General features: G+C 61.0%; 30 protein-coding genes. 6 read left to right on the forward strand and 24 right to left on the reverse strand.

The window, feature by feature from the left end; genetic code table 11:
- The 4 genes from P353_RS21390 to P353_RS21405 form a co-directional block, all read right to left on the reverse strand.
- On the reverse strand, positions 1-1018 hold a 1018-nt coding region (locus P353_RS21390), incomplete at its 3' end, for a hypothetical protein (RefSeq protein ID WP_034374284.1).
- 45 nt (positions 1019-1063) lie between these two features.
- A complete protein-coding gene (gene terL / locus P353_RS21395) occupies positions 1064-2683 on the reverse strand; it encodes a phage terminase large subunit (protein WP_034374287.1) in 1620 nt (539 codons plus the stop codon).
- On the reverse strand, positions 2670-3059 hold the full coding sequence (locus P353_RS21400) for a hypothetical protein (RefSeq protein ID WP_034374358.1): 390 nt from the start codon (positions 3057-3059) through the stop codon (positions 2670-2672). The genes terL and P353_RS21400 overlap by 14 nt, the downstream gene beginning before the upstream one ends.
- Entirely contained in the window at positions 3059-5542 is a 2484-nt protein-coding gene (locus tag P353_RS21405; protein ID WP_034374289.1) for a hypothetical protein, read from the reverse strand. The genes P353_RS21400 and P353_RS21405 overlap by 1 nt, the downstream gene beginning before the upstream one ends.
- Between P353_RS21405 and P353_RS21410 the strand changes: the two genes are divergently transcribed.
- A complete protein-coding gene (locus P353_RS21410) occupies positions 5543-5737 on the forward strand; it encodes a hypothetical protein (protein WP_034374291.1) in 195 nt (64 codons plus the stop codon).
- On the opposite strand, the gene P353_RS21415 is transcribed toward P353_RS21410, so the two are convergent.
- The 19 genes from P353_RS21415 to P353_RS21510 form a co-directional block, all read right to left on the reverse strand.
- Positions 5724-7598 carry a hypothetical protein gene (locus P353_RS21415; protein WP_034374294.1) on the reverse strand — a complete coding sequence of 625 codons (1875 nt, stop codon included), beginning with the start codon at positions 7596-7598 and terminating at the stop codon, positions 5724-5726. The genes P353_RS21410 and P353_RS21415 overlap by 14 nt on opposite strands.
- Positions 7598-9604 carry a hypothetical protein gene (locus P353_RS21420; RefSeq protein WP_034374296.1) on the reverse strand — a complete coding sequence of 669 codons (2007 nt, stop codon included), beginning with the start codon at positions 9602-9604 and terminating at the stop codon, positions 7598-7600. The genes P353_RS21415 and P353_RS21420 overlap by 1 nt, the downstream gene beginning before the upstream one ends.
- Positions 9605-9607: 3 nt before the next feature.
- Entirely contained in the window at positions 9608-10156 is a 549-nt protein-coding gene (locus P353_RS27670; protein ID WP_052084965.1) for a hypothetical protein, read from the reverse strand.
- 2 nt (positions 10157-10158) lie between these two features.
- Complete coding sequence (locus P353_RS21430; protein WP_034374299.1) at positions 10159-10608, reverse strand: GNAT family N-acetyltransferase; 450 nt, start codon at positions 10606-10608, stop codon at positions 10159-10161.
- A 2-nt stretch (positions 10609-10610) separates the two neighbouring features.
- Positions 10611-12830 (reverse strand): hypothetical protein, encoded by a 2220-nt coding sequence (locus tag P353_RS21435; RefSeq protein ID WP_034374302.1) that lies wholly within the window; start codon positions 12828-12830, stop codon positions 10611-10613.
- Positions 12830-13393, reverse strand: coding sequence for a hypothetical protein (locus P353_RS21440; protein WP_034374304.1), 564 nt, complete (start codon positions 13391-13393; stop codon positions 12830-12832). The genes P353_RS21435 and P353_RS21440 overlap by 1 nt, the downstream gene beginning before the upstream one ends.
- Positions 13394-13465: 72 nt before the next feature.
- Positions 13466-13921 (reverse strand): hypothetical protein, encoded by a 456-nt coding sequence (locus tag P353_RS21445; protein WP_034374307.1) that lies wholly within the window; start codon positions 13919-13921, stop codon positions 13466-13468.
- Between the two features lie 29 nt (positions 13922-13950).
- Positions 13951-14817: a phage capsid protein gene (locus tag P353_RS21450; protein ID WP_034374311.1), complete on the reverse strand. Its 867-nt coding sequence runs from the start codon at positions 14815-14817 to the stop codon at positions 13951-13953.
- Positions 14818-15000: 183 nt separating this feature from the next.
- On the reverse strand, positions 15001-15816 hold the full coding sequence (locus P353_RS29655; protein WP_034374312.1) for a hypothetical protein: 816 nt from the start codon (positions 15814-15816) through the stop codon (positions 15001-15003).
- Between the two features lie 56 nt (positions 15817-15872).
- The gene (locus tag P353_RS21460; protein ID WP_034374315.1) at positions 15873-16127 is read right to left on the reverse strand and encodes a hypothetical protein; all 255 of its coding nucleotides are present in this window, start codon (positions 16125-16127) and stop codon (positions 15873-15875) included.
- On the reverse strand, positions 16124-17749 hold the full coding sequence (locus P353_RS21465) for a portal protein (protein ID WP_034374317.1): 1626 nt from the start codon (positions 17747-17749) through the stop codon (positions 16124-16126). The genes P353_RS21460 and P353_RS21465 overlap by 4 nt, the downstream gene beginning before the upstream one ends.
- A gap of 241 nt (positions 17750-17990) precedes the next feature.
- Positions 17991-18398, reverse strand: coding sequence for a hypothetical protein (locus tag P353_RS21475; protein ID WP_157839642.1), 408 nt, complete (start codon positions 18396-18398; stop codon positions 17991-17993).
- A gap of 45 nt (positions 18399-18443) precedes the next feature.
- The gene (locus tag P353_RS21480; protein ID WP_198529111.1) at positions 18444-18710 is read right to left on the reverse strand and encodes a hypothetical protein; all 267 of its coding nucleotides are present in this window, start codon (positions 18708-18710) and stop codon (positions 18444-18446) included.
- Positions 18711-18833: 123 nt separating this feature from the next.
- Entirely contained in the window at positions 18834-19307 is a 474-nt protein-coding gene (locus tag P353_RS27675; RefSeq protein WP_052084966.1) for a DUF1367 family protein, read from the reverse strand.
- Positions 19304-19789, reverse strand: a complete 486-nt coding sequence (locus P353_RS21490) for a RusA family crossover junction endodeoxyribonuclease (protein ID WP_034374328.1) — start codon at positions 19787-19789, stop codon at positions 19304-19306. Before P353_RS21490 ends, P353_RS27675 begins: the two co-directional genes overlap by 4 nt.
- Positions 19790-19816: 27 nt before the next feature.
- Positions 19817-20275, reverse strand: coding sequence for a hypothetical protein (locus tag P353_RS21495; protein ID WP_034374331.1), 459 nt, complete (start codon positions 20273-20275; stop codon positions 19817-19819).
- Positions 20276-20277: 2 nt separating this feature from the next.
- Complete coding sequence (locus P353_RS21500) at positions 20278-21132, reverse strand: helix-turn-helix domain-containing protein (RefSeq protein ID WP_034374335.1); 855 nt, start codon at positions 21130-21132, stop codon at positions 20278-20280.
- A 1-nt stretch (position 21133) separates the two neighbouring features.
- Entirely contained in the window at positions 21134-21439 is a 306-nt protein-coding gene (locus tag P353_RS21505; RefSeq protein ID WP_034374336.1) for a hypothetical protein, read from the reverse strand.
- A complete protein-coding gene (locus P353_RS21510) occupies positions 21432-21647 on the reverse strand; it encodes a hypothetical protein (protein WP_034374339.1) in 216 nt (71 codons plus the stop codon). Before P353_RS21510 ends, P353_RS21505 begins: the two co-directional genes overlap by 8 nt.
- On the opposite strand from P353_RS21510, the gene P353_RS21515 reads away from it, so the two are divergent.
- Positions 21646-21852, forward strand: coding sequence for a hypothetical protein (locus tag P353_RS21515; protein ID WP_157839643.1), 207 nt, complete (start codon positions 21646-21648; stop codon positions 21850-21852). The genes P353_RS21510 and P353_RS21515 overlap by 2 nt on opposite strands.
- A gap of 5 nt (positions 21853-21857) precedes the next feature.
- On the opposite strand, the gene P353_RS21520 is transcribed toward P353_RS21515, so the two are convergent.
- Positions 21858-22127: a YdaS family helix-turn-helix protein gene (locus P353_RS21520; protein WP_034374345.1), complete on the reverse strand. Its 270-nt coding sequence runs from the start codon at positions 22125-22127 to the stop codon at positions 21858-21860.
- 53 nt (positions 22128-22180) lie between these two features.
- Between P353_RS21520 and P353_RS21525 the strand changes: the two genes are divergently transcribed.
- The 4 genes from P353_RS21525 to P353_RS21540 all read left to right on the forward strand — a co-directional run.
- A complete protein-coding gene (locus P353_RS21525; protein WP_232776776.1) occupies positions 22181-22849 on the forward strand; it encodes a S24 family peptidase in 669 nt (222 codons plus the stop codon).
- Positions 22828-23211: a hypothetical protein gene (locus P353_RS21530; RefSeq protein WP_034374350.1), complete on the forward strand. Its 384-nt coding sequence runs from the start codon at positions 22828-22830 to the stop codon at positions 23209-23211. Before P353_RS21525 ends, P353_RS21530 begins: the two co-directional genes overlap by 22 nt.
- A gap of 334 nt (positions 23212-23545) precedes the next feature.
- On the forward strand, positions 23546-23809 hold the full coding sequence (locus tag P353_RS21535) for a hypothetical protein (protein WP_034374353.1): 264 nt from the start codon (positions 23546-23548) through the stop codon (positions 23807-23809).
- A gap of 405 nt (positions 23810-24214) precedes the next feature.
- The coding region (locus tag P353_RS21540; protein ID WP_034374355.1) for a hypothetical protein at positions 24215-24557 on the forward strand (343 nt) is incomplete at its 3' end.

A 24557-nucleotide genomic window follows, 5' to 3' on the forward strand; every position in this document is an offset into this window, starting at 1 on the left:
ATGATCCTCGAATATTTGTGACAATTATCCTTTCTTGGAAAGGTATGGCATTTGGATAAAATAATAACCCTGCACCCTTTCCTTCTGCACCAAGGATGTCTATATTGCTGAAAGACATCTCTTTTCCGTCCGCAACAGCTATATGATGGCCGCTTGCATCAGCATTTCCACCCTTGTTGGCACGAATACGTATGTCGGTGATGCAGCTATTGTCTGCGCTATCAAGAGATATGATATTCCCAGAGGAATCAAGCTTCTTTATTTCAGCGTCAATTCCTTTAAGGAATAGTCTTGATACTGCAAATGGATTTCCTAAATAAATACCTTTAGTAAGAGTTACCGGCCCAACAAAAGCTTTATTCAACGCATCTGTGTCATCGGATAGTCCATTTGCTATTGCCCCATAGTCTTGCGGGGTGCGAAGTTCTCGACTCTTATCTTGTGCTGTCCTGGGTACTGCTCCAAAACCTGCTTGCAGAAACGTAAGAGCATCTAGCGTGCTTCCTGTTCCATACGCAGCAGCAATTGCGCTTGCTACTTGCGTCATGGTGAAGCTTGTCATTTCAGGAACACCGGTAACTGAGTTGAAGCCCAGTATTCGGTCGCGACGGGAGATGAAGCTAGGCAATGCTGCGGCTTGCTCCGGGAACGGGAGGCGTAGCGCTGTACCGACAGACGACGCGATGCCTTGCAGCACCAGCCAGATGCGGTCAAAGTCGCGGTCCAAAACGGCCTCGCGCAGGTCCCCGTTGGTCTGGTAATCGGTGTCGCGAGCAAAAACCATCTCACGGGCAAGCAGTACATCTGCGCCGGATGCAGGTGCTGCTGAGAAAGTGACCTGTCCACCCTGTTGGCTGCCTACGCCTGTAATCGTGTAGTCGGTTCCGTTCGCCTTGATTGCTCCATCCACAAAAACGGCAAGGTCAGTCGCAATAAGGACCTGGAACTGAAAGGCGAAAACGGTGGTGACACCGTTGCCTGTGTATTCATTGAATGGGGTCTGTTGTTCGACCGGCATTTAGGGGCCTCTCTGCGTGAGAGCGGCCCCACTGGCTGAAGCCGCTCAGGGCTCGAGCGCTGCTTCAAATACGCCCGTTGATGGGCGCCAATCGTCGTTTTGGTGCGGGTCTGCATTCCCGAACGATTTGCCAATGCGCACAGGCGTTGCCGTGATAGCGCCTGCTTCGGCATCGATCAGGTCATCTGGTTGCTGCTTCACAGCAGGGTTCCAGTCCTTCATCTCGTCCCATGCATCGCCGTCGATCACAGAGACATGGGCCCAGAGCATGCCGCTGGTAAGCAGCGGTTCCATGGCTTCCAGAATCCGGGCGTTCTTGTTGGCCACGCTCTGCTCTTCCACGATGCCGCAGCGCAAACGCCGCTGTTTGAGGGCCATGCGTAAGAAGCTGGGTGCAAAGCCGCCGATACCGTTGGTCTCCACGGTCACCTGAGGTATGCGGTATTTCTCAATCAGGTCGCACAGTTGCATGACCTGGCCGCCGGTGATGCGCCGACCGTCCTCGCTGGTGGAGGCTATCTCGCCTTCAAGCTTCTCCGAGCGATGCCAATAGTGCCGGCCCGCCGCGTCCTGCAGGTTGAATGCAAAGCCTGAGGTATCGCTGTTGGTCTTGCCGCTGCTGGGGTCCCATCGCGCCGAGCAGGACACGATCTGCACCGCTCCCAGCCACATGGTCAAAACACGGTTCTGCGTGACAAAACGCGGCTCGCAGTCATAGCCCTGCATCTTGGCTGGGTCCAGGCGCACCTCGTGCACAGGCCTGCTATGCAGCTGGTACTGGCTGTCCCATTCGTTGATGGTGCGGGTCTTCTTGCGGCGCTTCTCCAACTCTTCACCATCAAAGCGCTCTGGCCACGCCACACCGGCATAGCAGTCGACAAGCCCGCCAGGCGCTGCAGCGAACACCATCCGCTGGCCCTGCATCTGGTAATCCCGGCCAGCCACAAGCAGGCGGCATTGCTTTCCGATTCCGGAGAACACGTATTCCGGCACGAATGGCAAATCGTAGGCTGCGCGCTTGGCGTCCTCGATCCGATGCTCATGGCCGAACATGGGGATGGTCAAACAGCTGGCGCCCATAGATTCGATCTCGTCGTAGAGGCTGTCGTGGGTGTGCGGGGTGCCGATGTACAGCTGTCGACCACCGGGCACCAAGATGTGCACCTGCTCGCCCAGGCGGTATCGCATCTTCTCGCGCGCCTCTGGCGTCTGGATGTTCCGGGGGACTTCAACGTCATCGTTCTGGCACTCGTCCGCGCGGGCGCTGGTCACGTTGGACAGGATGCCCCGGGCCGACATGCTGGCGTTCCGTGGGTCGGTCGCGCCCTCCACCCACCATTCGCGCACACCGCCGTCACGGAACATGCCCCGGGTCAAAGGGTGGTTGCGCAGCACGTTCTGTGTGTCGCGGCTGGTTTTCTCCGCTGTGCCGTCAGCCTCCGACTGGTGCAGGATGCGATAAGCCGGGTCGCGGTAATAGCGCCAGGCGTTGTATACGGCCAGGATGGTTGACTTGGAAAAGCCACGGTGTGCGCGCAGCACGCCCAAGCTCCAGCCCTCTTGCAGCCAGTTGCACACGCGCATGTGCACGGGCGGCACATCCCAGCCGCGATGCCGGCCCCACATCACATAGAAGGCCGGGAAGCTGATTTCACGACTTGCCATGGACACGCTTGTCGAACTGTTCTTTCTTGACAGACTGCAGCACCTGATTCATCAGCCTAGCTGCTTCCGCTTCGGCGGCCACAACCTCGTCGTCCAGCGAATCTTCGCCAGCGGTCACGGCCGCTGGGTCTTCTGGGCTCTCCGGGTTCGAGGTGCGCTGGCGAATCTGGCCCACCAACCCAACGATGCGCTGGGCACAGGCCAAGGTGGCCACCGCATTCTTCTTCACCCAGTACAGATCGCCGCGCGTCTGCTTGTCCATGGCCGACACCGGCACGCCTGCGCCGGGCCATGCCTGTGGGTCGCTTTCCTCGAGGAACCTGTCCACCAGCTCTTCACTGCGCTTTTGCAGCGCCTCAAATTGATCCTGCCGCATCATCGACCTCCGATAGCTTCAAAGTTTGGTGCGCGCGAAGGCGCCGTTTCTCCAGGCTCCCACCAGAATCCCTGCTCCCAGTCCTTGTAGGCCTTCTGCCGGATTCGGCCCATATAGCCCGGGCTCAGGTTCTCCTGCACATCCTGCATGAAAGCGTGATCCATTGCAGCACGGGCGTACCAAAGATTCACATAAGGCAGATGGGATCTGGCAAATCGCAGCGCCTCCGCACCAACGTGCGTTTCCTTGTCGGCCGCCCATTCGTCATAGTTTCCTTTGGTCAGCTCCACCAGTTCCGACAGGCTGCCGAAGGATGGGCCCAGCAGCGCCCGGCCCGTGGTGTCCAGTGGGCTGCGGTCTTCCGTGGTGTCGCCCAACAGGATGTCGCCCACAAAGCCCAGGCCGCCGCCCTGCGCAGCCGCTCGTGTCCAGAACTTCGGCTTAGTCATGTCTACCGGGTCCTTGCCGGCGATGATCTGCTTGGTCTGAAATGCGATGGCGCCCAGGGCAACGCTGGTCAGAGCCATGCCCGAGGCATAGGCCAGACGGTTGGCAGCCAGCGGTGCGCCGTCCAAGCCTCGATCGCCTTCCAACATGCGGCGCCAGTGCCGGGTGATCATGGCAATGGGGAAACTTTTGAACTGCATCACCAGTCGTGCCAACTCACCCAGGCCGGTGCCGGACTGCTTGCCGCCCCATGTCTGGATCGCCTTGGTGGCCAGATCTGGGTTCATCACCGCATATTCGCTCTCATCGGTGATGAAGCCCAGAATCTTGCCCGTCACCTCATTGGCGCGTGGGTTGCCGCCGGCTGCAATGGATTCGGGCGTCAACATCTTGGCGCCGCGATAGTCGGTCAGCTGCGCCTGGTTGACCACATCCCAGTCGGCCTCGGTGATCCCCTTGCGCCCCAGGTGTGATCGGTCCCATTCGGTCAGGTCGCCCCAGCGCGTTTCTGACAGCCGGCCCAGCCCCTGCATCATGGTCATGCTGAAGCCTCGGCGCAGGGTGTCCGTCCACCAGTTCATGAACGACAGCTTCATGGTGCTGTTGGCCAGCGCGCCGCTCCAGTTATGGCGGATGTTCTCGCCGGCGAAGCGGTTTAGGTCGCTCATCATGGACTCGGCGATCATGCCGTGGGTATTCGCGAACTCCTTGGCCTCTGCCGATCCGGCCCGCGCCGTGTTGCGCAGCAGGTCCCAATACGGAAGCTTGTTGTAGCCGGTGGTCGTGATGATGGTGCCCAGATCGGTGATGCTGGAGATCACCGCGCCGGCCAGCTTGCCAGCCGTCTGAATGTTGCGAATGTCCTGGCTTACCTGCGCAAGCCGGGCACTCTCCGGCGAGCCTGTCACACCGGTGACGATGTCCCAATAGGCCTGCGGGAAATTGCCAGCCACCCGCTTGAGCCCACCGTCTGCCTGCTTGGCCAAATCGTTCTGCAGCTTGAACTGGGCATTCGGGTTGGGGCCGTATCGCTCCACCAGCCCAATATCGCGGGCCATGCCGCCCACATGCCCTCGCATGGCGTCGTACATGGTGCCCATGCCGAATTGCTCGTTGTAGGACAGATAGGCCTGCCCGTCTGCGAAGTGGATCTGCCGAGAGTCAGCACGGTTGTTGGCGCGCGCTCCGCTTCCCTGGAACTGGCCGGGCACCAGCTTGTTGAGACCGTCCGTGGAGATTGTTCCCCAGGCCGAGCGCAGGAAGTCCAGCACTTCGCCATCATTCATGCGGCTGCCATCTGCGCGCAGGTAGCGGCTGCGGTCAAGCAGGGGCAGAGTCTTGCCGGCCCACTCGTCCATTCCGGCGGCGCGCACCCGTGCAGAGTCATGGGCCTGAGGCATGTAGCCATAGTCCAGCCGCCCTACATCGCCGCCGGCGGCATTGAAGCGCTGGCGCAAGTTCTCGATGGTTCCCAGCCAAGCCTTGGCGCCGGCCTGTGCCAGCTGGTTGCCAGTGTTGCCCTGGCCCTTGGCAAAGATCTCGGCAATCAGGTCGCTGGTCATCTGCGGGTTCTGGGCATCGAAGAGGAACATCAGTGCGCGTCGGCCCAGGCTGGCGTCTTGCCGGCTGGCCGTGGCCTCCACCAAATCCATCAGTTGGGACATGGCCTGGCGCTTGATGCCATCCGCATACAGGTTGGTGTTGTTGATGTCCTCCACCAGGGCATTGCTGCGGCCCGAGCTCAGGTTGGTCTGCAGGTCCTTCACGCGCTGCTCTGTGGCGGCAGTGGCCACTATCTGGCGCTTGGCGTTCTGTAGCTTGCGCCGTGCCTCGGCCTGCATCTCCTGCATGGCCAGCTGCGAGCCTTCCAGGACCTGCTGATCGTAGGGCTTGGCCATCCAGCCTTGAGGATCGTCACGGGCCAGCCTGCGCATGGCGGCAGACAGCCTGTCCTCAATGCCCTGAATTTCCGATGGGGTCAGCTTCCGGCCGGCGGCCTGGGAAACTGCCGCGATACACTGCGGCTTCATAGCCATATGGAAACCTTTCTCTGGACCATCAAATTCCTGGGCGCGCTTGCGGCCCTGGTGTCTGTCGTACCCCTGGCCATCTGGGCCATGAGCGGTAGCTGGCGGCATGCCCTGTTCGCACTCAAGCAGTACCTGCTCATCATGGGCGGCTTTGTGGTGGTGGGCGTGGGCCTTGGCGTGCTGAGCATCATTGCGTCCTGATCGCGCATTCAGCCGCCACCTGCAGCAGTGGCACATCCTGCAGCTCGTCGGCCATCTCCTGACGCAAGCGGGCCATCAGCTGGGATAGCGGCTCTGGCGCATCCATCCCCTCCAGCCTGATCGGCATGTCCGGTGCCAAGGCTTCAATGTCGGCCGCCCTGGCCTCCAGCCCTGCAATCTCGTTTTCTGCCTGCATGCCGCCGGCTGTCGGCTCTTGCCGGCCTGGTGCGGCTAGCTCTGCCCGGGCCGGTGCTGCTTCGGCGCGTGCGGCCGGGGCTGCTGCCTGCTCTGGTGCACGCGCGGCACGGCCAGCACTGCCCTGCTCTGCCACCATTCCAGCAGCTTCTGCAATCGGGTTGCGGGCAGTGGGCGGCGCATCGATGGAGGCGCGGTCTGCGCGGATCACATTGAGCTGGCGGTCGAGCACGTTCAGAGCGTCGAAGGACTGCTGGGCTGCCGCGTTCTGGTCCAGGGCGCCTTCAATGCGCGCAATGCGGGCCGAGTACTCGTCGCGCAGGTCATTCAACTGGCGCTGCGCCTGGGCCTTGGCCTTCTTGAAGCTGATGCCTTCGGCCTTCTGCAGGTCGCGGGCCAGCACATTGACCGCCGGCAGGGATGTATCCGGCACCTGGGCGCGCAGGCTGTCCAACTCAAGGCGCATCTCGCGCACCGCCCCGGGGTCTGCCCGGCCTGCTGCATCGGCCAGCAGCTCGATGCGCTGGCTCTCCATGCGGGCAATCATGTCGTCCATCACCCTGGTGCTGCGCAGTACTTCGACTGGCAGCAGGTCTGTCACGCTGGCGCGCGTGCCGAGGCTCAGCTGGTCGGCAGCCCGGGCCATGGCGTTCAGGTGTGCATTCGCGGCCTCGATGTCGCCGGCCCGGCCCAGGTTCCAGCTATCAACCGCCTCGCGGATCTGCAGCACCCGGGCGGCATCCACCACGTCATCAGACACCCGGCCCATGCCCTGCACCGCCTCGGCAACCTGCGTGCGTGCAGAAGGCGGCGCTTCGCCGGCGCGGGCCGCCTCGGCTGCTGCAGCACCTCGCACCCGGGCGCTGCGCATGGCCATGGCGCCAAAGCCCAGCGGCAGCAGTGTGGAGAGGGTCAGGCCCACCGGGTCAAAGGGATCGTACTGATCGGCCAGCTTCGAATAATCGGCCCGCTGCAGGATCTCGCGCACGGCCGCCTGCTGCCCGATGTAGGCCACCGGGCCGCCGCCCAATGCCAGCCCCACCGTCTGGCCAACCGTCTTGCCTGCCACCGGCAGCGCAAAGGTCGCTGCCTGCACTGCCGCCGTCACGCCTCCGACTGCCGTGCGGGTGCCAACGTCCACGCCTTCCATAGCCAGGCGGTCGGACTGGGTGAAGCCCTCTTCCGTACCTGAGATGACGGCGCCTGCAAGCGGGTTGCCCGTCACCAGCATCGCGCCCACGGCCTTGCCACCCACACGGAACAGTTCTGACACAGCAACCTCTGCTGCATGGGTGGTCAGCGGGTCCGGCAGCATCGAGCGCCCAGCATCGCGGACCACGCGCCCGGCGGGGGACATATAGTCCGGCCCCTGCTCGAGCAGCTTGCGCGTGGCGTCCTGGGACTGGCGCCGCTCATCATCTGACTGGGTGGAGAACATTCCGCCTGCGCTGCCCTCGGTAGTGGCCAGCACCTGGCCAAAGGCTCCAAGCACATCAGCCGTCGAGCCGGCCACATCCGTGGCGCCTGCAGCCAATCCCCTCGGTGCAGCACTTATCGTGCCCCACAGGCTGAAGCGTGGCGCCTGCCTGGGCGCTTGGCCCGGGCGCTGGGACAAATCCGTTGCCTGGATGTTGAAGTCTTCCTGGTATGCATCGAGAAGCGACATTACTTGACCTCCACAAACACGGGTTGGCCGCGGCTGTTGGTGACCAGGCCGCCGCCGGCCTGCACGGTGTAGCGGCCATTGCCACTAGTGATCAGCGCGGCCTTTGGCAGGTTCTTGACGAAATCGTCAGCAGACATGGGTGTCTGACCGACATAGACCTGACCGTCAGGCAGCTGCCCGGCCACGGCGCCGCTGTTCAGCTGCTGCAGCTTCTTTTCGAATTCGTTCGCCGGCACACCATAGGGCAGCACGAACTTACGGCCATTGCGCTCCGCAACGCCACCAGAGGCAAGCGCCACAGCGCCGGGGATGGAGATGGCGCCACCGCCTTCTGCTTGCTTGCCGTAATAGATCATCAGTGCGGCATCGATCAGCGTTTCCCGGGCCTGGCCTGACACAGCATTGCCGTACTCGCTGGCGATGCGCGCGCGAACGCCTGTGATTGCAGCGTTGTCCTCCTTGATCGCCTTGTCCTTGAGAGCCTGCGAGCCGCGCAGGACCAGCTCGCTGGTGTAGCGTCCCTGAGTAGTCGTGCTCCCGGCCATGCCAAGAGAGATTCCGAGCGCCTGATCCTTGGGCGCCATCTGGCGGCCAAGAGCCGAGGCCATGGCCGGGCCTACGGTGCTGGCAACCTGAGCCAATGCAGACGACTTTTGTTCTACTGGAAGTGCTTGAACTAGTCGGCTGAATTGCTCAACCTCCGTCCTCATCAAAGGTGACACCGGCTGGCCAACCACACCACTGACAACAAATGCTTGCTCCGCACGCTTTACCAATCCCTGCATCATTGAAGCGATGCTTGAGGTATCCAGTGCTGTGATGGAAGGGAGCACGCCACGCTCTTGGGCGGCCAGTAGCGGCTCTTCACGGTAGTCCTTTACCGACTGCTGGAAGACCGAATCCATACGGTTTACGTTCTTTTCGATTTCTGGGCTGGTGCCGGTCTGGTTCAGCTTCGCCCTGGTCTGTTGCAAGATCTGTTGTTGCACTGCCAGTGGCTGGGTGCCGAAGGCGCTCATTTCCGGCGCCTGGCGCACCAGTTCCGGGACAGCCTTTGCGAACGGTGTGCCGGCAACGGTCTGGGATAACTGCGTCACATAGTCATGGCTGAGCGCTTTGCCGGTCATGACCAGGCCCTGGGCGGCGGTGTACGCGGCCTGCGCTCGGTCCAACTGTGCCCGGGCCTGAGCTTCTGCCCGGGCCCGGGCAGCCTCTGCGCGCTGGATATTGCTCGTCTTGAAGCCTTCAATCTGGGTGGACAGCTGCAGCCGGCGCTCTGGCGTCAAGTCTGCAAACTCTTCGCTGCCCAGCGCCTTGGTCACCTGATCCAGGCTGCCGTTGTTGTTGCGTGCGTCCTGCACCATCGTGGCAGCCTTATTGAACCGGGTGGCCTCCCGCCAGTTCTGCTGCATGCGGCCGAGCTGCTGGGCATCCAGTCCGCTGAATGGGCCTTGCTGCTCGAAGGCAGTGGCCACCATGTTGTTGGCCTCTTGCGGATTGCGCAGGTACATGCGGCCGGCGGTTTCCAGTGTCTGGTCCAGGCCGGCGCGCACGTCTGACTGGTCACGCTCCATCACGGCCCTGCCAACACCACGACCAAGGTGCGATGCTCGGCTGTCCAGCCTGGCCTGAACCTGACCGCGCAGCGCCTCAGGCACGTTGCCCATCACGCCGCTGATCAGGTCCGTGGACTGCTGCTGCCACTGCTGAGCGGCCTGGTCCTTGGCGATCTGACCACCCTTGATGCCCACGCCCATGGCATCGCTGGCTTCATCCAGAGAGGACATGGCCCGCTGCATGATCGTGTCGGCATTGGCCCGGTCTGCTGCCTCCTGCAACTGCTTGCGCTCACGCAGCTGCTGCTGATCGATCCGCTGCAGGTCCTGACCAAAGCCGGCCACGGCCTGCCCGATGGCCTCGCCATTTGCGCCAGGCACCACCTCAGGCGCACGCTGCGGCCGTGCCGCCAGCTGACCAAACTCTTCCCCTGCTGGTATGCGTGCCATATCTCAGTCCCCCATTCCACTCTTGCCGCCGAAATAGAACTGGCTGGCAGCATCATTGCCGGGCAGCGTGACTTGCTGCGTGCCCTTCCAGCCTGTGTACGCCTGACCGCCAGCAGAAAGCAGAGAGCCGGCAAGGGAGTTGCCGGCCGACTTGGCATAGCCCTTTGCCTGCTGGGCCAGTGAATCGGATTCGCGGCGCCCGCTGAGGATGGTCATCTGTGCATCCTGCTCAGCAGCACGAGCAATCTCTCGGGTGTTGATCAGGCTGAACTCATCCAGCGCCGTGTTGTTTCCGGCAATGGCTGCCCGCGCTGCTCCAATCTCGCGCCGGCCCTGGCGCCGGATCAGGTCGGCCTGCTGTTCGGCAGTGGCGGCTGTGTACCCGGCCTGCTGGCCAGCGGCCACAGCCGCATCCGAGCGCGCCTGATACTGGCTGATGCCGCTGAAAAGAGTGCCGGCCGCCCCGGCAACCGTGCCCCAGCCCCCTACCGCCGCCGCTGCACTCGATGCAGTGCTCGCTGCGGTTGCCAAAAACTCAAGTCCTGTGCACATGCTTACGCCTCCAGAATTACGCCGCAGCGCTTCATGCCCAGCCGCTCGAGCAGCTGGACGGTTTGATCGGTATGCACGCCTGTGGTCACGCCCTGCTGGATCAGCTTGGCGCCCAGGTCGCGGGCCCACTGGTGGTACTTGCGGGTCAGGCGCGCAGCTGCAGTGCCGCCGCGATGCTCTGGCGCCAGGAATAGAGCAAGGTCCGTGGTCATCAGGTCATCGCTGGCCCAGTGCTGGAACGCTGTTGCCATCAGACCGCCGACCACCTCGCCTGCCTCTGTCTCCGTCACCCAGACAAAGCCCATGGGGGACTGAACCAGGGCGGCCAGCGTGTGGCCAAGGCGCGCAGGTGAAAAGGTGATGCGGCTGAAGCGCGGGCTCTCCGCATGCATGAGCTCGCCCAGATTGATCAGGACTGGCAGGTCATCAAGGGTTGCTTGTCGAATTCCCATGGTCACCCCGCGTTGATGGTGATGCCGCGAATCACGGCCAGGAGGAAGAACGGGTAAGGCTGGTCCTGCTTGATTGTGAGCAAGGACTCTTTGTCCCAACCACTTACCGAAACCTCCTGCAGCCCCGTGAAAGCAGGGACTGGGCGATCCAGGACCAGCGTGTCTAGCTTTCTGTATGGCAGATCCTCGGCCGGGTTGTTGCCTGACTGCACGGTGCCTCCCACGCTGGCCAGCAACCTGAGCTGAATGCTGTGCATGCTGGTGGCTTGCCCCTGGGCCGTGCCGGTGCCCGTGCCAACTTCTGGCGCTTCCAGCTGAATCGTCGCGGTGTATGGAAGCCCCACGGATACCTTTTTGGCGTTCCTGGTCAGTGTTATCGCTCCGCCCGATACCGTCAGGTCTCGCTGCACGATGTCATCAGCCAGGACCGAAACCGTCTTGCCTTCCAGGTGGCCGAGGCCTGTCCATGTGGCTTTGGAGACAGGATCTGTCAGTACGGCTCGGCAATCATGCGGCCCCAGCACTTGATCGCTGTCCACCCACGCGCTGCCCCAGTCCAGGCGCTCGATGTAGCGAACCGTATTGCCATTGACCTCTCGGCGCACTACAGCATAGGTACGGTCTTCCGCGCCCACAGGCACGGTGGCGATGCTTTCAATGAAGCCATCGGTGTGCAGGGGCGTGCACGCATAGACGTTCTGCTCGCTCGAGTAGGTCATAGCCAGCGCTGATCCGTCTTCGAGAATCAGGAACAGAATCGACTCTGGCACCTTCTGGTAGGTCATGCCCACGATGCCAGGCCGGAAAATCTGCTCGCTAAAGATGCTTGCTTCGCTCGAGTCAAAGCCGCCGGCAGTAAGCGGGAACATGCGGCGCAGCACGCGCGCACCACCTTGCATGTACAGAACCTCAGTGCCAATCTGCACAGGACGCACAGGAGCGCTACCCCAGCGCGTGATCATGGGCAGCTGCATGTTTGTCTGGGTGATGGGCTTCTCCACACCGCCCTTGCCTTCGAACTCAGCATCCGCAGTCAGCACCAGCAGTGACGCTCCGCTGTGCAGGAACAGGATGGGGTTGCGTTCGTTGCTGCTGACGGTCTTGTACACCGCCGAGTCATCGTTGGTGCCAGGGGTGAAGTTGAAGTACAGCCCCGACATGCTGCCCCAGAGGGACTGCGGATAGCGCGCGGTGTTGGCGAACCACAGACGCTGCTCGTGGAATGTGCAGGTCGCGGGGTAGCCGTCGAACTGGTTCCAGATGGAGCCGCGCAGAATCCAGGCGTCTGCGGGCACGGCCAGATCGTTGGTCAGCACGGTCATGATGATTGCCTGTGCCACCGTGGGGCTGTCAATGCTGATGATCTTTACCGAGCCGCCGCTGAGCTCAACCCACTTGCCAACGTCCTCAGAGCGCCACCCATCCGCGCCCAGCGGCAGCGCCACCTGGGAGCCTATGGGCAGATCCTTTGCTCCGGTCGCTGGAGTGATGGTGGTCTGTGGTGTGCCCTCAAGAATCCAGGTGTTGGCCGCTGCTGATGAGGCAGAGAAGGCAACATCGACAGTGGCCGTTGCGCTGGTGCTGCTTCCCACCGCCGTGATAGTCGCCGTACCTCCCGCCCAGGTAATGGTGCGGCCAACATCGGAAGCCAGGAAGAACGCGCCGCCTGCTGTCAGCGTCCTGCCTGCCCCGACTGTCGGGTCGCTGATGGTCATGGTCACAGCCGCGCGGTGGCCAATTTCGCCGAGGGCGCCAGGATTAAATGGCACATCTCCAAGAGTCCAGCGGTTGTCTGAATACCGCAGCAGACGCCTTGGAGGGTGTGCCGGGTGACAGATGATCATGGTGTCCATGCTCTGGGCCACATCGATCTGTGCAATCTGGTCTGCTGTGTATGGCGTGGCTATCGTGTATGGGCTGCCACCGTCAAGAACGAGTGCGTCTCCCTTCCAAACCCTCATGTACAGATGTCCGAACTCCAGCATGTAGGAGCTGTCACGGGTGAAGATGAAGGGGATCAGCCGGACGGCCTGGGCTTGGTTGCCTGCCCCACCCAGGAAGGCCAGAGGCGGCCTGATCGTGGCGCCACCATGGCGCACCACAATCATGTTGTCGCCCACCTTCATGCTGCTGTTGAACTTGTCGATGTCTGCACGGCCTCGCAAACGTGGGCTGAGCACGCCGGCCGTGAAGTTCGTGGTGATGAGTTGCAGTCGCGGCATTAGAGTCTGGCCTCCAGAAATGGACTGTTGCTGGAGAATTCCTCCGGCGGGTTCTCCTGCCCGTCCACCGACTTGGCGCGCTTCCAGGCCACCTCGAATTCCTGAGCCTTCAGCTGTGCAAGGCTGGTGCTCTTGGTAATCGGGTATGCCAGATCCTTGACCATGCGCTTGATCATGATGTCCGTTAGGTTCGCATCCCAGGCGCTTTCTGGCAGGTCAGCTAGATACCGGACATTCAGGACAGTGGCATTGGCCAGGATCTTGCGGTCTTCATATTCGAAGTCCACCTGGCACCTGTTCACGCTCACATCCAGCAGGCGCAGAAAATCACCAGGCACAGCGAACTGTTGATTCCAGCCAAAGGCTGGCGCTTGGGCCAAAGGTGCCAGCTGCACCCGGCGCACAAGGCAGTTCCAAGGGTGGGCACGCAGCACATCGCGCTTTGCCTGTGGGTAGATGTTTGCGCAGCGACGTGCGCGGTCTGTGTTCTCTGTCAATGACGCAATGGCCGAGTCTCCCAGCAGGAGCAGCGCATTCGTGCAGATTTCGATGTTGGTGGCCATTGCATCCTCTCAAAGCAAAACGGGGGCACACGGCCCCCGCTGTTTCACATCGAACCAGGGCCCGGCCCGTGGTCAGTCGTACGTGATGTGGTCAATCTCCAGGCGGAACTGAGCGTTCGCAGTGGGAGCTGCACCACCCAGAGTGGCGTAGACCTCGACGTCCTGCGGCGCGACGTACTCGACGCCAGCAGCCACCAGTGCGCCGTTGTTCAGGTCAACACGGCCAGCAGCCGCTACATCCACCGCCGATGCGATGCCGGCCGCATTGATCACAGCCTTTGTCGCAAAGTCGCGGATGCCGACGCTCAGCGTGACGCCAGCGCCCATCGCGGCCATAGAGCCCTTGGACGAAGCCAGGAAGCGCGCACCCTTCTGGATGCGAATGCCGCTGGCAATGGTGTCGTTCTGGGCCCAGGCTGCCGTGGCCGGGCTGGTGATGATGAGCGTGCGCTTCTTGCCCACCGAGTTGGACAGAGCCTTGCTGTTCGCAGCGATCAGCGCAGCCTGACGGGAATTGATTTCAGCCATGGTCTGGTTCTCCTATTCGTTCAGGCCGATCACTGGAAGGCGATCTCGACCACCTTCTTTTCGTCTTCGCGGCCTGCACCGTAAGACGCGCCCAGGGACACCTGCCAGGCATCCTTCTTGTCGCCGCGACGGGTGACGTTGCCTTCCATGTAGCCTTCACCCCAGTGAACGCCGGAATTGCACCATGCGACGGCGTAATAGACGCCACCGATCAACTCGAGGTTGTTGTAGGGGATCCAGTTGAAGCCCATCCAGCGACGGGATACATCGCCTTCCTGCAGCATCTTCACGGCCAAGAAGTCGGCAGACGTGAGCGTGGTGTCGCTCAGGATGTCTTCGAGCATCTCGTCGTTGTAGGTGATGTTGAGAACTTCACCGTTGTGGTTGTCAGCTTCGTTGCGGCGGAAAATCTTTCGCGCCTGGATCAGCTTGGCCTTGGTGAAGCCGGCGCCGCCAGCAGCAATCTTCTGGTTGGTAGGCAGAACGATGCTGGAGCCGTCCTTGAGCAGCTGGGTGCCGCGCAGAGCGCGATAGATGATGTCGTCCAGGCGGCGATTGCGCTTGGCCGTCAGGTTCTGCATGTAGTTGCCGCCGGTAACCGGGTTCACGAGCATCTTGGGGATGTCGTTACGGTCCAGAGGCAGAGCTTCATAGAAGTCGGCCATGTTCACCACACGCGCGGTGTGATCGGCTACCGACCAGTTGGTGTCGCCGTGGCGCACGGTGTTCTCTTCGAGCAGAGAGCCGTCATCGCCCAGCTTGTTGATAGTGAACGCTTCGCCTTCGATGGTGCCGCGCGAAGTAGCAGCGACGGAAAGGCGGGAATCTTTTTGAGCGACTTCATGACGGATCGTGCGATCCCACTGAGTCACGAACCACTGAGGAATGGTGGGCATTTGGATACTCCAGTTGAATGAACGTGTCAGCCATTCAGGGTGTCCAGTTGCCTGGGCCTGCAATACGGCAGATCGGCCGGCTTGCTTGCCTTCTGCTCGGGCTGTTGCAGGGTGTCCGCTTGCCACGGCGGGCCTGTGTTGGCCCGAAGTGTCAAGCGGCGTTAAGTCTCAAATCCCGAACGATTAGGGGTTCTGCTGTTCGAAGTACTGGCGAACCTGTGCGCTCACAGCGGCATGCTGGGGGTGCTTGCGGTCGCGGTATGCCTCGGAGGCCATGAGGCTATCCACGTTTGCAGCAGGCGATGCTGTGCCGGTGCGGGGTGGGCGATCTTCACGCATCTCCTTGCCCAGCGCGGCCATGATCTTGATAAAGGCTGGGTTCGTTCCCAGGCCAGCCTGCACGGCTTCTTCGGCCAGACCGGAAGGCAAACCATGCATAGCGCGCTGAGCCGCGCTCACTCCAGCGGTGTATTCGGATTCAGTCCCCCACACTTGCTGCAGAGCAGAACGAGCTTGGTCTGCTGTCTTCTGGGCCGCACCGTTGAGCATTTCCGGCACCAGAGAGAAGTACTCTCCCATGACGAATTGATACTGCTCGACCGACAGTCCAGCCTTGTGTGCTCGCTCACGAAAGGCGGCGGACATGGTTTCATCCATGGCCACATCCTTGAACTGGTCAGGGATGTCGAAGGAGTACTCGCTTGCATTGGCTGGCACTGCAGGTGGCTGGCCCAGCTTCTGAGACAGCGCGCCATAGGCTTCGCCCAGCTTCTTGGCGCTGGCCGCCATGTCGATCTGACCATCCGCGCCATTGACGCGATGCTTCTCGGGCAGCCAGGACAAATCGTCGGCGCCACCAGCAGCAGGCGCGGCAGCACTCGGGGCCGGTGCAGGCGCTCCAGCAGACGCGCTCAACAGGGATTCAGCTGCGGCCGGGGCGGGTGCTGCACCAGATGCAGGTGCGGGGGCGGCTGTGGTGGTGGTTGCAGCTTCAGACATAGTGCTCTCCTTCAAGTGATAAAGCCCGCTGTGCGCGGGCTGGGGTTGGTGGTTGCTTACGTTTCGTCGCCTGGACTGTCATCAATGCCGGCCACACGGTTGACTCGAGTCACGATGTACTCGACGACCTCGCGCCGTGCGGCATCGCGGTAGGTCTGCAGCACGGCGTCGATGCCGCCCTCGCAGTGCACCTTCGCGCTGGCGGCGAAGCGCTTGTAGAGGTCTTCGAAAATCGCCTGGCCGCGTCGGTCTTTCTCAAAGATGTCGTGGTACAGGCCATCCAGCCGCTGTCGTTCGTCATCCTGGCTCATGCTGCCCTCGCTACTCGTTGAGCCATCGCGCCCTGCATCTCGGCCTGACCTTGTGCGGCCATGGCCTGCTGCTGGGCCTGTGCTTTGGCTTCCTGCCGCTGCTGGCGCATCTGCATCACCATGCGGGCATCGCGGATGAGGGTTTGCTTGATGCCGCGAAGTTGGGCCTTCTCGCGCGCGGCTTCTTCCCAGTCGTAGACATCGAGGATGGCTGGGTCTTGCAGTGCCTGGGCCTTGTTGGCCAGGTCTGCCTCGTAAACGTCCATGGCGCTGACGTCCTCAAGCTTCTGGGCGCGGGCTAGGGGGGAGAGGTAGCGCACGGTGAACGAGCGGTTCAGCAGCGACTGGGGAGGCTGGCCCACTAGGGCGAAGCGGCTACGGATGTTGGCGCGCCACACGATGCCGAATGCGCGCTCGATGAGCGGCTGCAGGAACTCGGCTTGGAAGCGGCCGAACATGGGGCCCATCATCTGGCGCAGTGTCTGCACGCGAACCTGCCATTCGTAGGCTGTCTTGGCCTGGCCTTCAACGGGGGGCAGCTGGTCGGCCATCAGGATCTTGCGCACCGTGGCCTGCATGCCTTCAACGGCGATAGCCCCTGCGTCTGGGTTTGCACCAGTAATCAGAGGCTTCACGCTCTCCACGCTGTTGGCCACGATGATCTTGCGCGGGCCCATCTTGATGTTGCGCGGGTTCAGGACGCCATCGTCTTCGGCGATCAGCATGGGAGCCTGGGTGGACTCCATGCCCATCAGAACCCACTTGAACACCTCGTTCAGAGTCTTGATGGTGGGCAGCGCATCAGCGACGGGTCCCGTTGCATAGGGAGAGTTCGGCAGGCGGTACCAGCGCGGCACCATGCACGGGAACTCTTGATAGCCACCCTCGCGCAGCACATGGTTGCTGTTGAATTCGAGATGGCAGGCCGAGAAAGGCATGTTCTTTCCGAAACGCGCGCCCACGGCGTAGACCTCGCGCGGCTCGATGGCCAGCAGCACGCACACCTTCTCGTCCAGCTTGTTGGTCTGGTACTTCTCGCGGGAGCTCTCCGAGATGTTGTCGAGGCCGTACTCGGCCACCAGCTGCGAGATGGTCATCTCAAACTGGCGGTACACGGTGTCAACGATGCCGGCGGCGCGGCTGGAAGCGATGCAGCACTGACCAATGGGCCAGGACTCGAAGTAGAAGCCGCCCTCTTCTGCCTCGTCCATGTACATCACGAACCAGCCAGCGGTGAAGGCGTCGAGCAGACTGTCGAATGCCTCGCTGTCGAAGTTGGCCGCGTGGATGTTCTCCCACATGAACCTGGCCATAGTGTCCAGCCAGGCGCGTTCCTCGTCGGACTCGTGGCCCACGTCCATGTCGAACCAGCGGCTGTTAGCAGGCACCATGCCGCCCATCAGAGTGGATACACCCACCTTCAAGGACTCGGGCGCCGTGCTGTCGAAGATGCGCGCCTTCTGGCTCTGCGCATCGGTGGCGGAGATGATCACGCTGTCCAGGCCATCCCCGCGGGCCGGGTTGGTCCACTGGTAGCACTCGCGCCATGTGCCAACGCTGAGCTGCTTTTCAGCTTCCAGGCCGGTGTGGCGCTGCTTGATTTTCTGGACGTCTACGGGCATCAGACCCCCAAAGTGGTGCGAGCAGAGTCACTGCTCAGGAGAGAGTTTTCACGCAGAGCACGGCGCGCCATCTGCGTCTGAGCATTGGCGGCCGTGGCTGCCTTCTGCTCAGCTTGCGCCGTTTGCTGTTGTGCACGAGCTTCTGCGTCTGCCTGGGCTCGCTTGGCAGAAGACTCAGCCGCTGAGGCTGGGTTGATGCCAACGATATCCAGGGCTTTTCCAACAAGGCCGCCGCACATGGTCAGCTCTTCGCAAAGCCGTTGGCGTCGCGCTGCACGGCGACATCAGCAGGCAGAGGGCAGACATAGCCTTCGGTAGAGAGAATGGCTCGGCCGCCGTTCTTCTTCACCTGCTTCATGGCTTCGGCATGAGAGGGAAGCTCGGCGCGAGCAGAAGGCGCGGCGGCAGCTGGGCGCAAGGCAGCCATGCCTGCTGCCACGCCCTTGGCAATCTCGGCCTTGATGAAGGCGGCCAGGTCGGCGGGCATCTCGAAGGCAGGCGCGGCGGCAGCTGGGTCGGCGGAGTCGGGGTCTTCGACTGGCGCACCGCCCTCAGGCATGAATGCGTGGTCTTCGTTAACTTCCGGTGTCTCGGGTGTCTGAACGCCGGGGGTTTTGATGGATGCTGCGCGGGTGGAACCAGTAGCCATTGCGGTACTCCTTGAAATACCGCGCAGTGTCAAGGTGTTGGCGGGTCAAGTTCCCGAACGAATCTGATGCGCGCTGAACGTGGGACGCTCCGTGGGCACATCCTCCCAGCCCTTGCCCATCACCTCACACCAGATGCAGAGCAGCGACAGACCGTCCATGAACTTGGGTTGCGTGCCCGGCGTGTTGCGCAGCGCCGCGAACCAGCTCTTGTGCTTTCCCATGCGACCAGAGAGCCTGCCCATACTCCAGCCGCTGCGGTTCAGGTCAGTGACCACTCTCCACCAGTCCACATGCTTGGCTTCAACGATCATGGCTGCCCCTCCCAAATGCGTGCGCGCGCGCGAAGTCGCGGGCATCTGCTGTGTTCTCCCACGCCACAAACGCTCCCATTTCAATAGCGCAATGTGATGCTGTGGCGCTGGTACCATTGAATTTCAACGTCGAAACCCTTCCATGAACGATTCCATACACTTCCAGCGCTGTTCAGGCGTCAATGCTGGCCAGAGGATTGATTGCGCGTGCTGCCCCCACAGGAACTCGTCTGTGGCTCTGTGCAGCTCCGTGAACTCGGTTTCGTCCATGCTGTCGAAGTCAAGGCTGCGCGGGATGGCGTTGGGCTTGCCGTCCAAGCCGGGCACGAAGTCTGCATAGCCTGCGCCCATCGTCAGCCAGGCCCGGAGCTTGTCCAGCTCTGTGAAGGCTTCGGTGCGCTCGAGCAGCATCTGCAGCTTTTTGAAGAAGAACGCATGGTGTTTGGGGTTGCGGGGCATGCGGAAGGTGAACGCCATGGTGTCGCCGGGCTGCATGCTCACCACCGCCGCCCGGAACCGGGCATAGGCCCGCTGCCCTGCTGGGTCCATGCCGCACAGCTTCCCGTCCTGGCCTTTGGTGATGACGAGGCGGCTCATACCAGAGCCCCCAGCAAGTCCCCCTGCTCTTGCGTGGTCATGACAGGGACTGGGGAAATCGGGGTGATGGTCACCACCAGCTTTCCGCCCGTGACCGGTGCACCACGCTCTGCCGAGATCTTGCGCACCCACTTGTCGTCATCGATCACAACGCCCTTGAGGCTGTCCAACAGAACCTTCTGGGCGTTGTCCAGGTCCATGCATTGCACGGTGTCTTCCCAGCCGACAGGGTCACGCTTTGCACGGCGAAGCGCGTCCTGAGGGCAATGGGGGTGCAGCGTGTAGCTGATGGCCACTCGGCCAGTGATGGGGGCTCTAACACCGGCGGCCATGGCCAGCTTGTGCACCAGATCCTTAAACGCCTTGGCTTCGGCGCTGACGTAGGTCATGGCCTGGTAGAACTTGCCGCCCTTGGGCTTGATGACGCGGGTTTGCCAGTAGCGATTGGCACTCACAGGGTACGGAAGGGTAAGTGTGATCATGATTCGTTGCTCCTGCTTTTGATTGATTTACTGCCAGGGCTGGCGGCCAGCGAGGCCCAGCGCTTCTCGGTAGGCTCGGATCTGGTGGGCGCCCAGCTTTTCGCCGGACTCGTGGCGCTTCTGCAGCTTGTGGGCCCAGGCTTTGGGGTCCTTCTTCGTCTCTGTGCCGAAGGACTCGCGCACTTGCTTTGCCAGTTCGGCCACTCGCTGAGGGTTCGCCGGTGTCTGCTCGAGCAGCGGCACTTGCTTCTTCGGTGAGGCCCGGCACAGGTCCCGGAACTCGAAGACGTTTGGCGGTTTTGAGGACGGCAGATGGTCCAGCGCGTAGCGGATATCGCCGGCGGTGAAGCCCAACAGGCGCTTGTTCCACTCGGCTTGCACGTCTTCGATGGGGGTGGCGCCAAGACTCCGGTCCCACGCTGCACCGTATGCCGCGCCGAGCTTTCCGAAGAGCCACTGGATGCTGCTGAGAGCTTCTGTCGTCATGGTCAGGACTCCAAAAACATCGTTTCGCCGCGGGGCGTGATGTCGATGACGTTGCGCGGCATGTGCTGCTGGCGGTCTGGGTGCACCCGTCCTGTGGCGCGCTCCCAGCGCTGCATCTGCTCTTCACGGTCCCGCTCGGCAAAGGACTGCAGCTGGCGCGGTGCCTGGGGCTGGGCTTGATGGCGGGGCTGCACCCAGTCGGCGCAGAATCCCTGCCAGCCACGGGCACAGCAGGTCTTGAGCGCGTCTTCCAGGGTGTACGAAGCCTTCGCGGCTTCTGAGGCGATGTTGTCCAGGGCGGTTTGCGTCACCGGTGCGCGCTTGGCTTTGCGATGAGCAAGCCAGTCAGACCAGGTTGTGTCGGTCACACCTTCAGGTTTTTCAACCTCAGGTTTTGCAGCGCGGCTTTTTGGTATTTTTTTAGTATTTGGTTCTATTCCTGGTTCTATTCCTGGTTTATGTGCAGCACGTTCACTACCCTTGTGAACGTCGTTCACTACCCCTTGTGCAAATGGTTCACTACCCATGTGAACGTCGTTCACTACCAAAAACGGGTCATCGGGGATGTTTTTGACCTTCTCCGGCACGCCGAAATGCAGGTTCAGCACGTACTGGTTGGGCAACTTTGCGTTGCCACGGGCCCGATGCAGGACACGCAGGTAGCCGGCCTCTTCCAGCTTGCCGATCTGGTCGACCACGGAGCGGCGGGAAAGGCCGCAGTCCTCGGCCAGCAGGTCGTGGCTGGGGTTGCACTGGCCACTGTCTCCGTTGTGGCGCTCGGCCAGCATCAGCAGCACCAGCTTCTGGGTGCTCGGCAGCTTCTGGCGGACTGCCCATGCAAGTGCGGACCAGCTCATGTCAAACCTCCGGCCAAAGTTGTTCCGTCTCGCTCATGCGCTGCACTTCGCGGCGATGCGAGTCCAGCCATGCGCGGGCCTGGACCTCTGGAACGCATTGGTAGTCCTGGGGAACCAGCTTCCAGCCAGCGTGGTACAGAAACTGGATGCACCCTTCCAGGTCCTCGTTTTTGATCCGGCTTACTGTGGATTCGGAGATCCCCATTGCAGCCGCTATCGCCGTCTGCCGAACCTCTTTCATCCCTTGCAGAACGCTTGCATACGCCTTGCGTGACCTTTCATGTGCGCTGTCAGAAACTTCAGACATGAACTTCACCTTCATCAGCAACCCTGAAGTCAGCGGGCACCGGGAATGTCTTGCTAACCTTCACCAGTTCAGCCAGGCGTTCCAGGAACTTGCGGTCATCCTCAATTCCAGTGGCTTGGCGGTACAGAGTGGCGGCGTCCGGAGACAACGGAGCGCGGCCATAAATTTCAGCAACTTGGCTCAGGCCAAAAATAACGGAGCGGTTCATGTCGTCATCCTTGAAAAATGTGTCGGTGGAAGATTTGGAAAACGCGATTGCAGAAGCTCTGCAGAAGTTCGCGCCCAAGGACTGGAGCTTTTCGGTGTCCATCAACGAGCTCAAATTCGCTCAGACATCGAGTCGCGTGGACGTATCCATGCACGCATGGGAAAGCTCGGACAAACCGTTCGAAGGGATGGACGTCCCGTTCTGACGGCATCACGCGGCCTCTTGTCCCGCGGGGGCGGCCTGCTCTGCGGTCAGGTGCGCAGCACTGGAGCGGATGTAGGCCCAGTCGAGCTTTTGGGTAAGTCCCTCGCCTCGGATGTCGCCGTTGGATTCGCGCTCGATCGCGACGGCAAGCTCAGGAGAGCAAGGCTTGTATCCATTCATGACATTCGAGAGATGCCCGATGGTCGTTCCACAGCGACGAGCGAACTCACCGCGTTCGGTTGGCGACAACGCCATAAGGTATTTTTTGAGGTTCATGCCTCATTGCACCACATGGTGCAATTCAGTGTCAATACCAAATGGTGTCATTCATGATGTCTATTCGGGGCATGTCGTCTTTATCTGAGATCCGAAAACACAACCTGAATGCACTTTGTGTCCGCCGTGGCTGGGTGAGCCGAAAGAACCCAGACACGGGGTCTCCCTCTGACCTGGTCAACCTGCTCGGCAGATCGTCCAGCTTCTGGAGCAACCGGCTTCAGGGGTCCCGCGACATCGGGGCCGAGCTTGCCCGTGAGATTGAGGAAAAGCTGGATCTGCCGAAGTACTCGCTCGATGGCGATGAAGAGTCCTCCGACTTTGTGAGCGTCAGCTTGCTGGCCGTGGAACTGGGAGCCGGACCTGGCCGCGTCGTCGAAATTGTTGAAGAAGCTGGAACATTGCAGTTCCGCCGCGACTTCCTGCGCAATGCTGGAGTGAGCCCAGCCAATGCGGCCGTGGTGAGCGTCAAAGGTGCCAGCATGGAGCCGACCATCAAGGATGGTGCTGTGCTGCTGATCAACAAAGCAGACCGAGAGCCAAGAGCTGGCCACATCTACGCCTTCAGCTGGGATGGCGAAATGATGGTCAAACGGTTTTTCAAGACCGAGGACGGTTGGATTGCCAGGTCAGATAACCCTGACCACGATGACATTGTTCTGGATGGTGCAACAGAAACCGCCGTTCAAGGCCGCGCCATATGGATGGGCGCAAAGCTTTAGGAGAAGTGATGTTTGCTAGGGTTCTTTACGCGACGGAAGACATGTCGCTCATGATTGACTGGATGGGAATTGGAAAGCTCATGGTTGTGCACAAGAACGGAAGCCGTTTTATAGCCGAACCATGGCAAAAGCGATTTTTCATGGACGTTATGTCAGTTCTGTCTGCACTTGGTCAGAAGATTGAGCCAGGGAATATTTTCTGCAAAAAAGTCATGGATGACTTTACCCACGCGCTCTATTCCTATCGCTCCCATAACCCTGCATGGGCGGTCATGACGCATGACGGGCCTCGTGGTTACACCCTTTCAGTGGTGACAGAGGTGCGAGATCACATGCGACAAATCGAAGCCATGCACAGCTAAAAACTCCTGCTGTAGAAACCATCAACAGACGCACAACGTCGAAATCAAAAAATTTTCGCATCAATGACACCAAATGGTATTGACATGCATGACACCGAATGGTGCAATACACCCATCGCAGCACAAAGCAGTAACGCAAAAGTGCCAGCGGTCAAGCCAATGACGAGAGCAGCGAAGGAATCCCGTAGCTGAGCAGCCGCCGAGGTCTGCGTCTCTCTGAGGCCGGGGGTGGAAGCCTGCAGCGGCTGGGAGATCCTGCAGTGCCAACCGTCACGCAATACGGGACAAACCAGAGCATCTTCTTAGAGGGTGCTGTGGTTTGAAGGAGGTCCACATGATCTGGCCATTTAAGAAATCAAAAGCCCAACAGCCACAGCCTGAATGGTGGGAGCAGTTCGTAGGTATGACGCTGCGCGAAGCGACCACCAAGTGGAGTGACCCACCACGGATACGACGTCATCACGGCGGGTGGATCGCTGAAAGCAGAACAGCTCGTGGAGAAGTCAAGAAGACCCCAGCTGCTGCTTATGAAAGTTGGCTCCTCAAGGCCGCTCGGATCTTCGATTTGAGGTTCTTCATTGCGTCGCATCCGTTCTAACAAAGGTATTTGAGGTGACCGAAATGTGCTCTTTGCCAGCATGCGGCCTGCATGTGCCTTCCCCCGCAGGGCTAAGCGGGGCCATCAAGATGACAGATGCAGTTCCCCTCAAATGGCTCAGGGTGGGCTTCATATCGAAGTGTTGCAGGCATCTGGTTGCAAACGGATGCCGGCGTAAATCTTGCGCGGTTCGATTCCGCAGCATCTGTCACCTTGATGGCGAAGTGCAAATGCACTACTCAACCGGCTCAACCAGCGCGGCCACAACGCGCCGGGGACAACACGGAGGCTCTATGTAGTCACTCACCATCTAATCAAAACACTCGCCTGCCCTGGGCGATACCAGGGCCAAAAACAAAAGCGTCTTCATCCGAGGGCGCTTTTCTTTTTTCACAAGGAGCAACCATGGAAATGCACATTTCACCGGCCACCAAGCACCGGGCCGAGCTGGCCAAGATCATGGCGGCAGCCGATTCGTTCCAGCCTGAGCGCGGGATCATCGCTGGCGGCGCACTCACAAGCGCTTTCACTGGCCGCGAAATCAACGATATCGACATCTATTTCGGCTGTGTTGGCGACTTCCAGTTGGCAGTGCAAGACGCTTATGACGAAGGCTGGTGGTGTGTGTCCGCAACTGATCGCGCGGTGACTTTCATCCGGGGCCCGCGCGTCATCCAGTTGATGTGCTTCGGCTTCTTCGCAAGTCCGGCAGAAATCTTTGATGCCTTCGACTTCACGGCCTGCATGG

Source organism: Comamonas testosteroni (genome assembly GCF_000761245.1).
Classification (GTDB): domain Bacteria; phylum Pseudomonadota; class Gammaproteobacteria; order Burkholderiales; family Burkholderiaceae_C; genus Comamonas; species Comamonas testosteroni_C.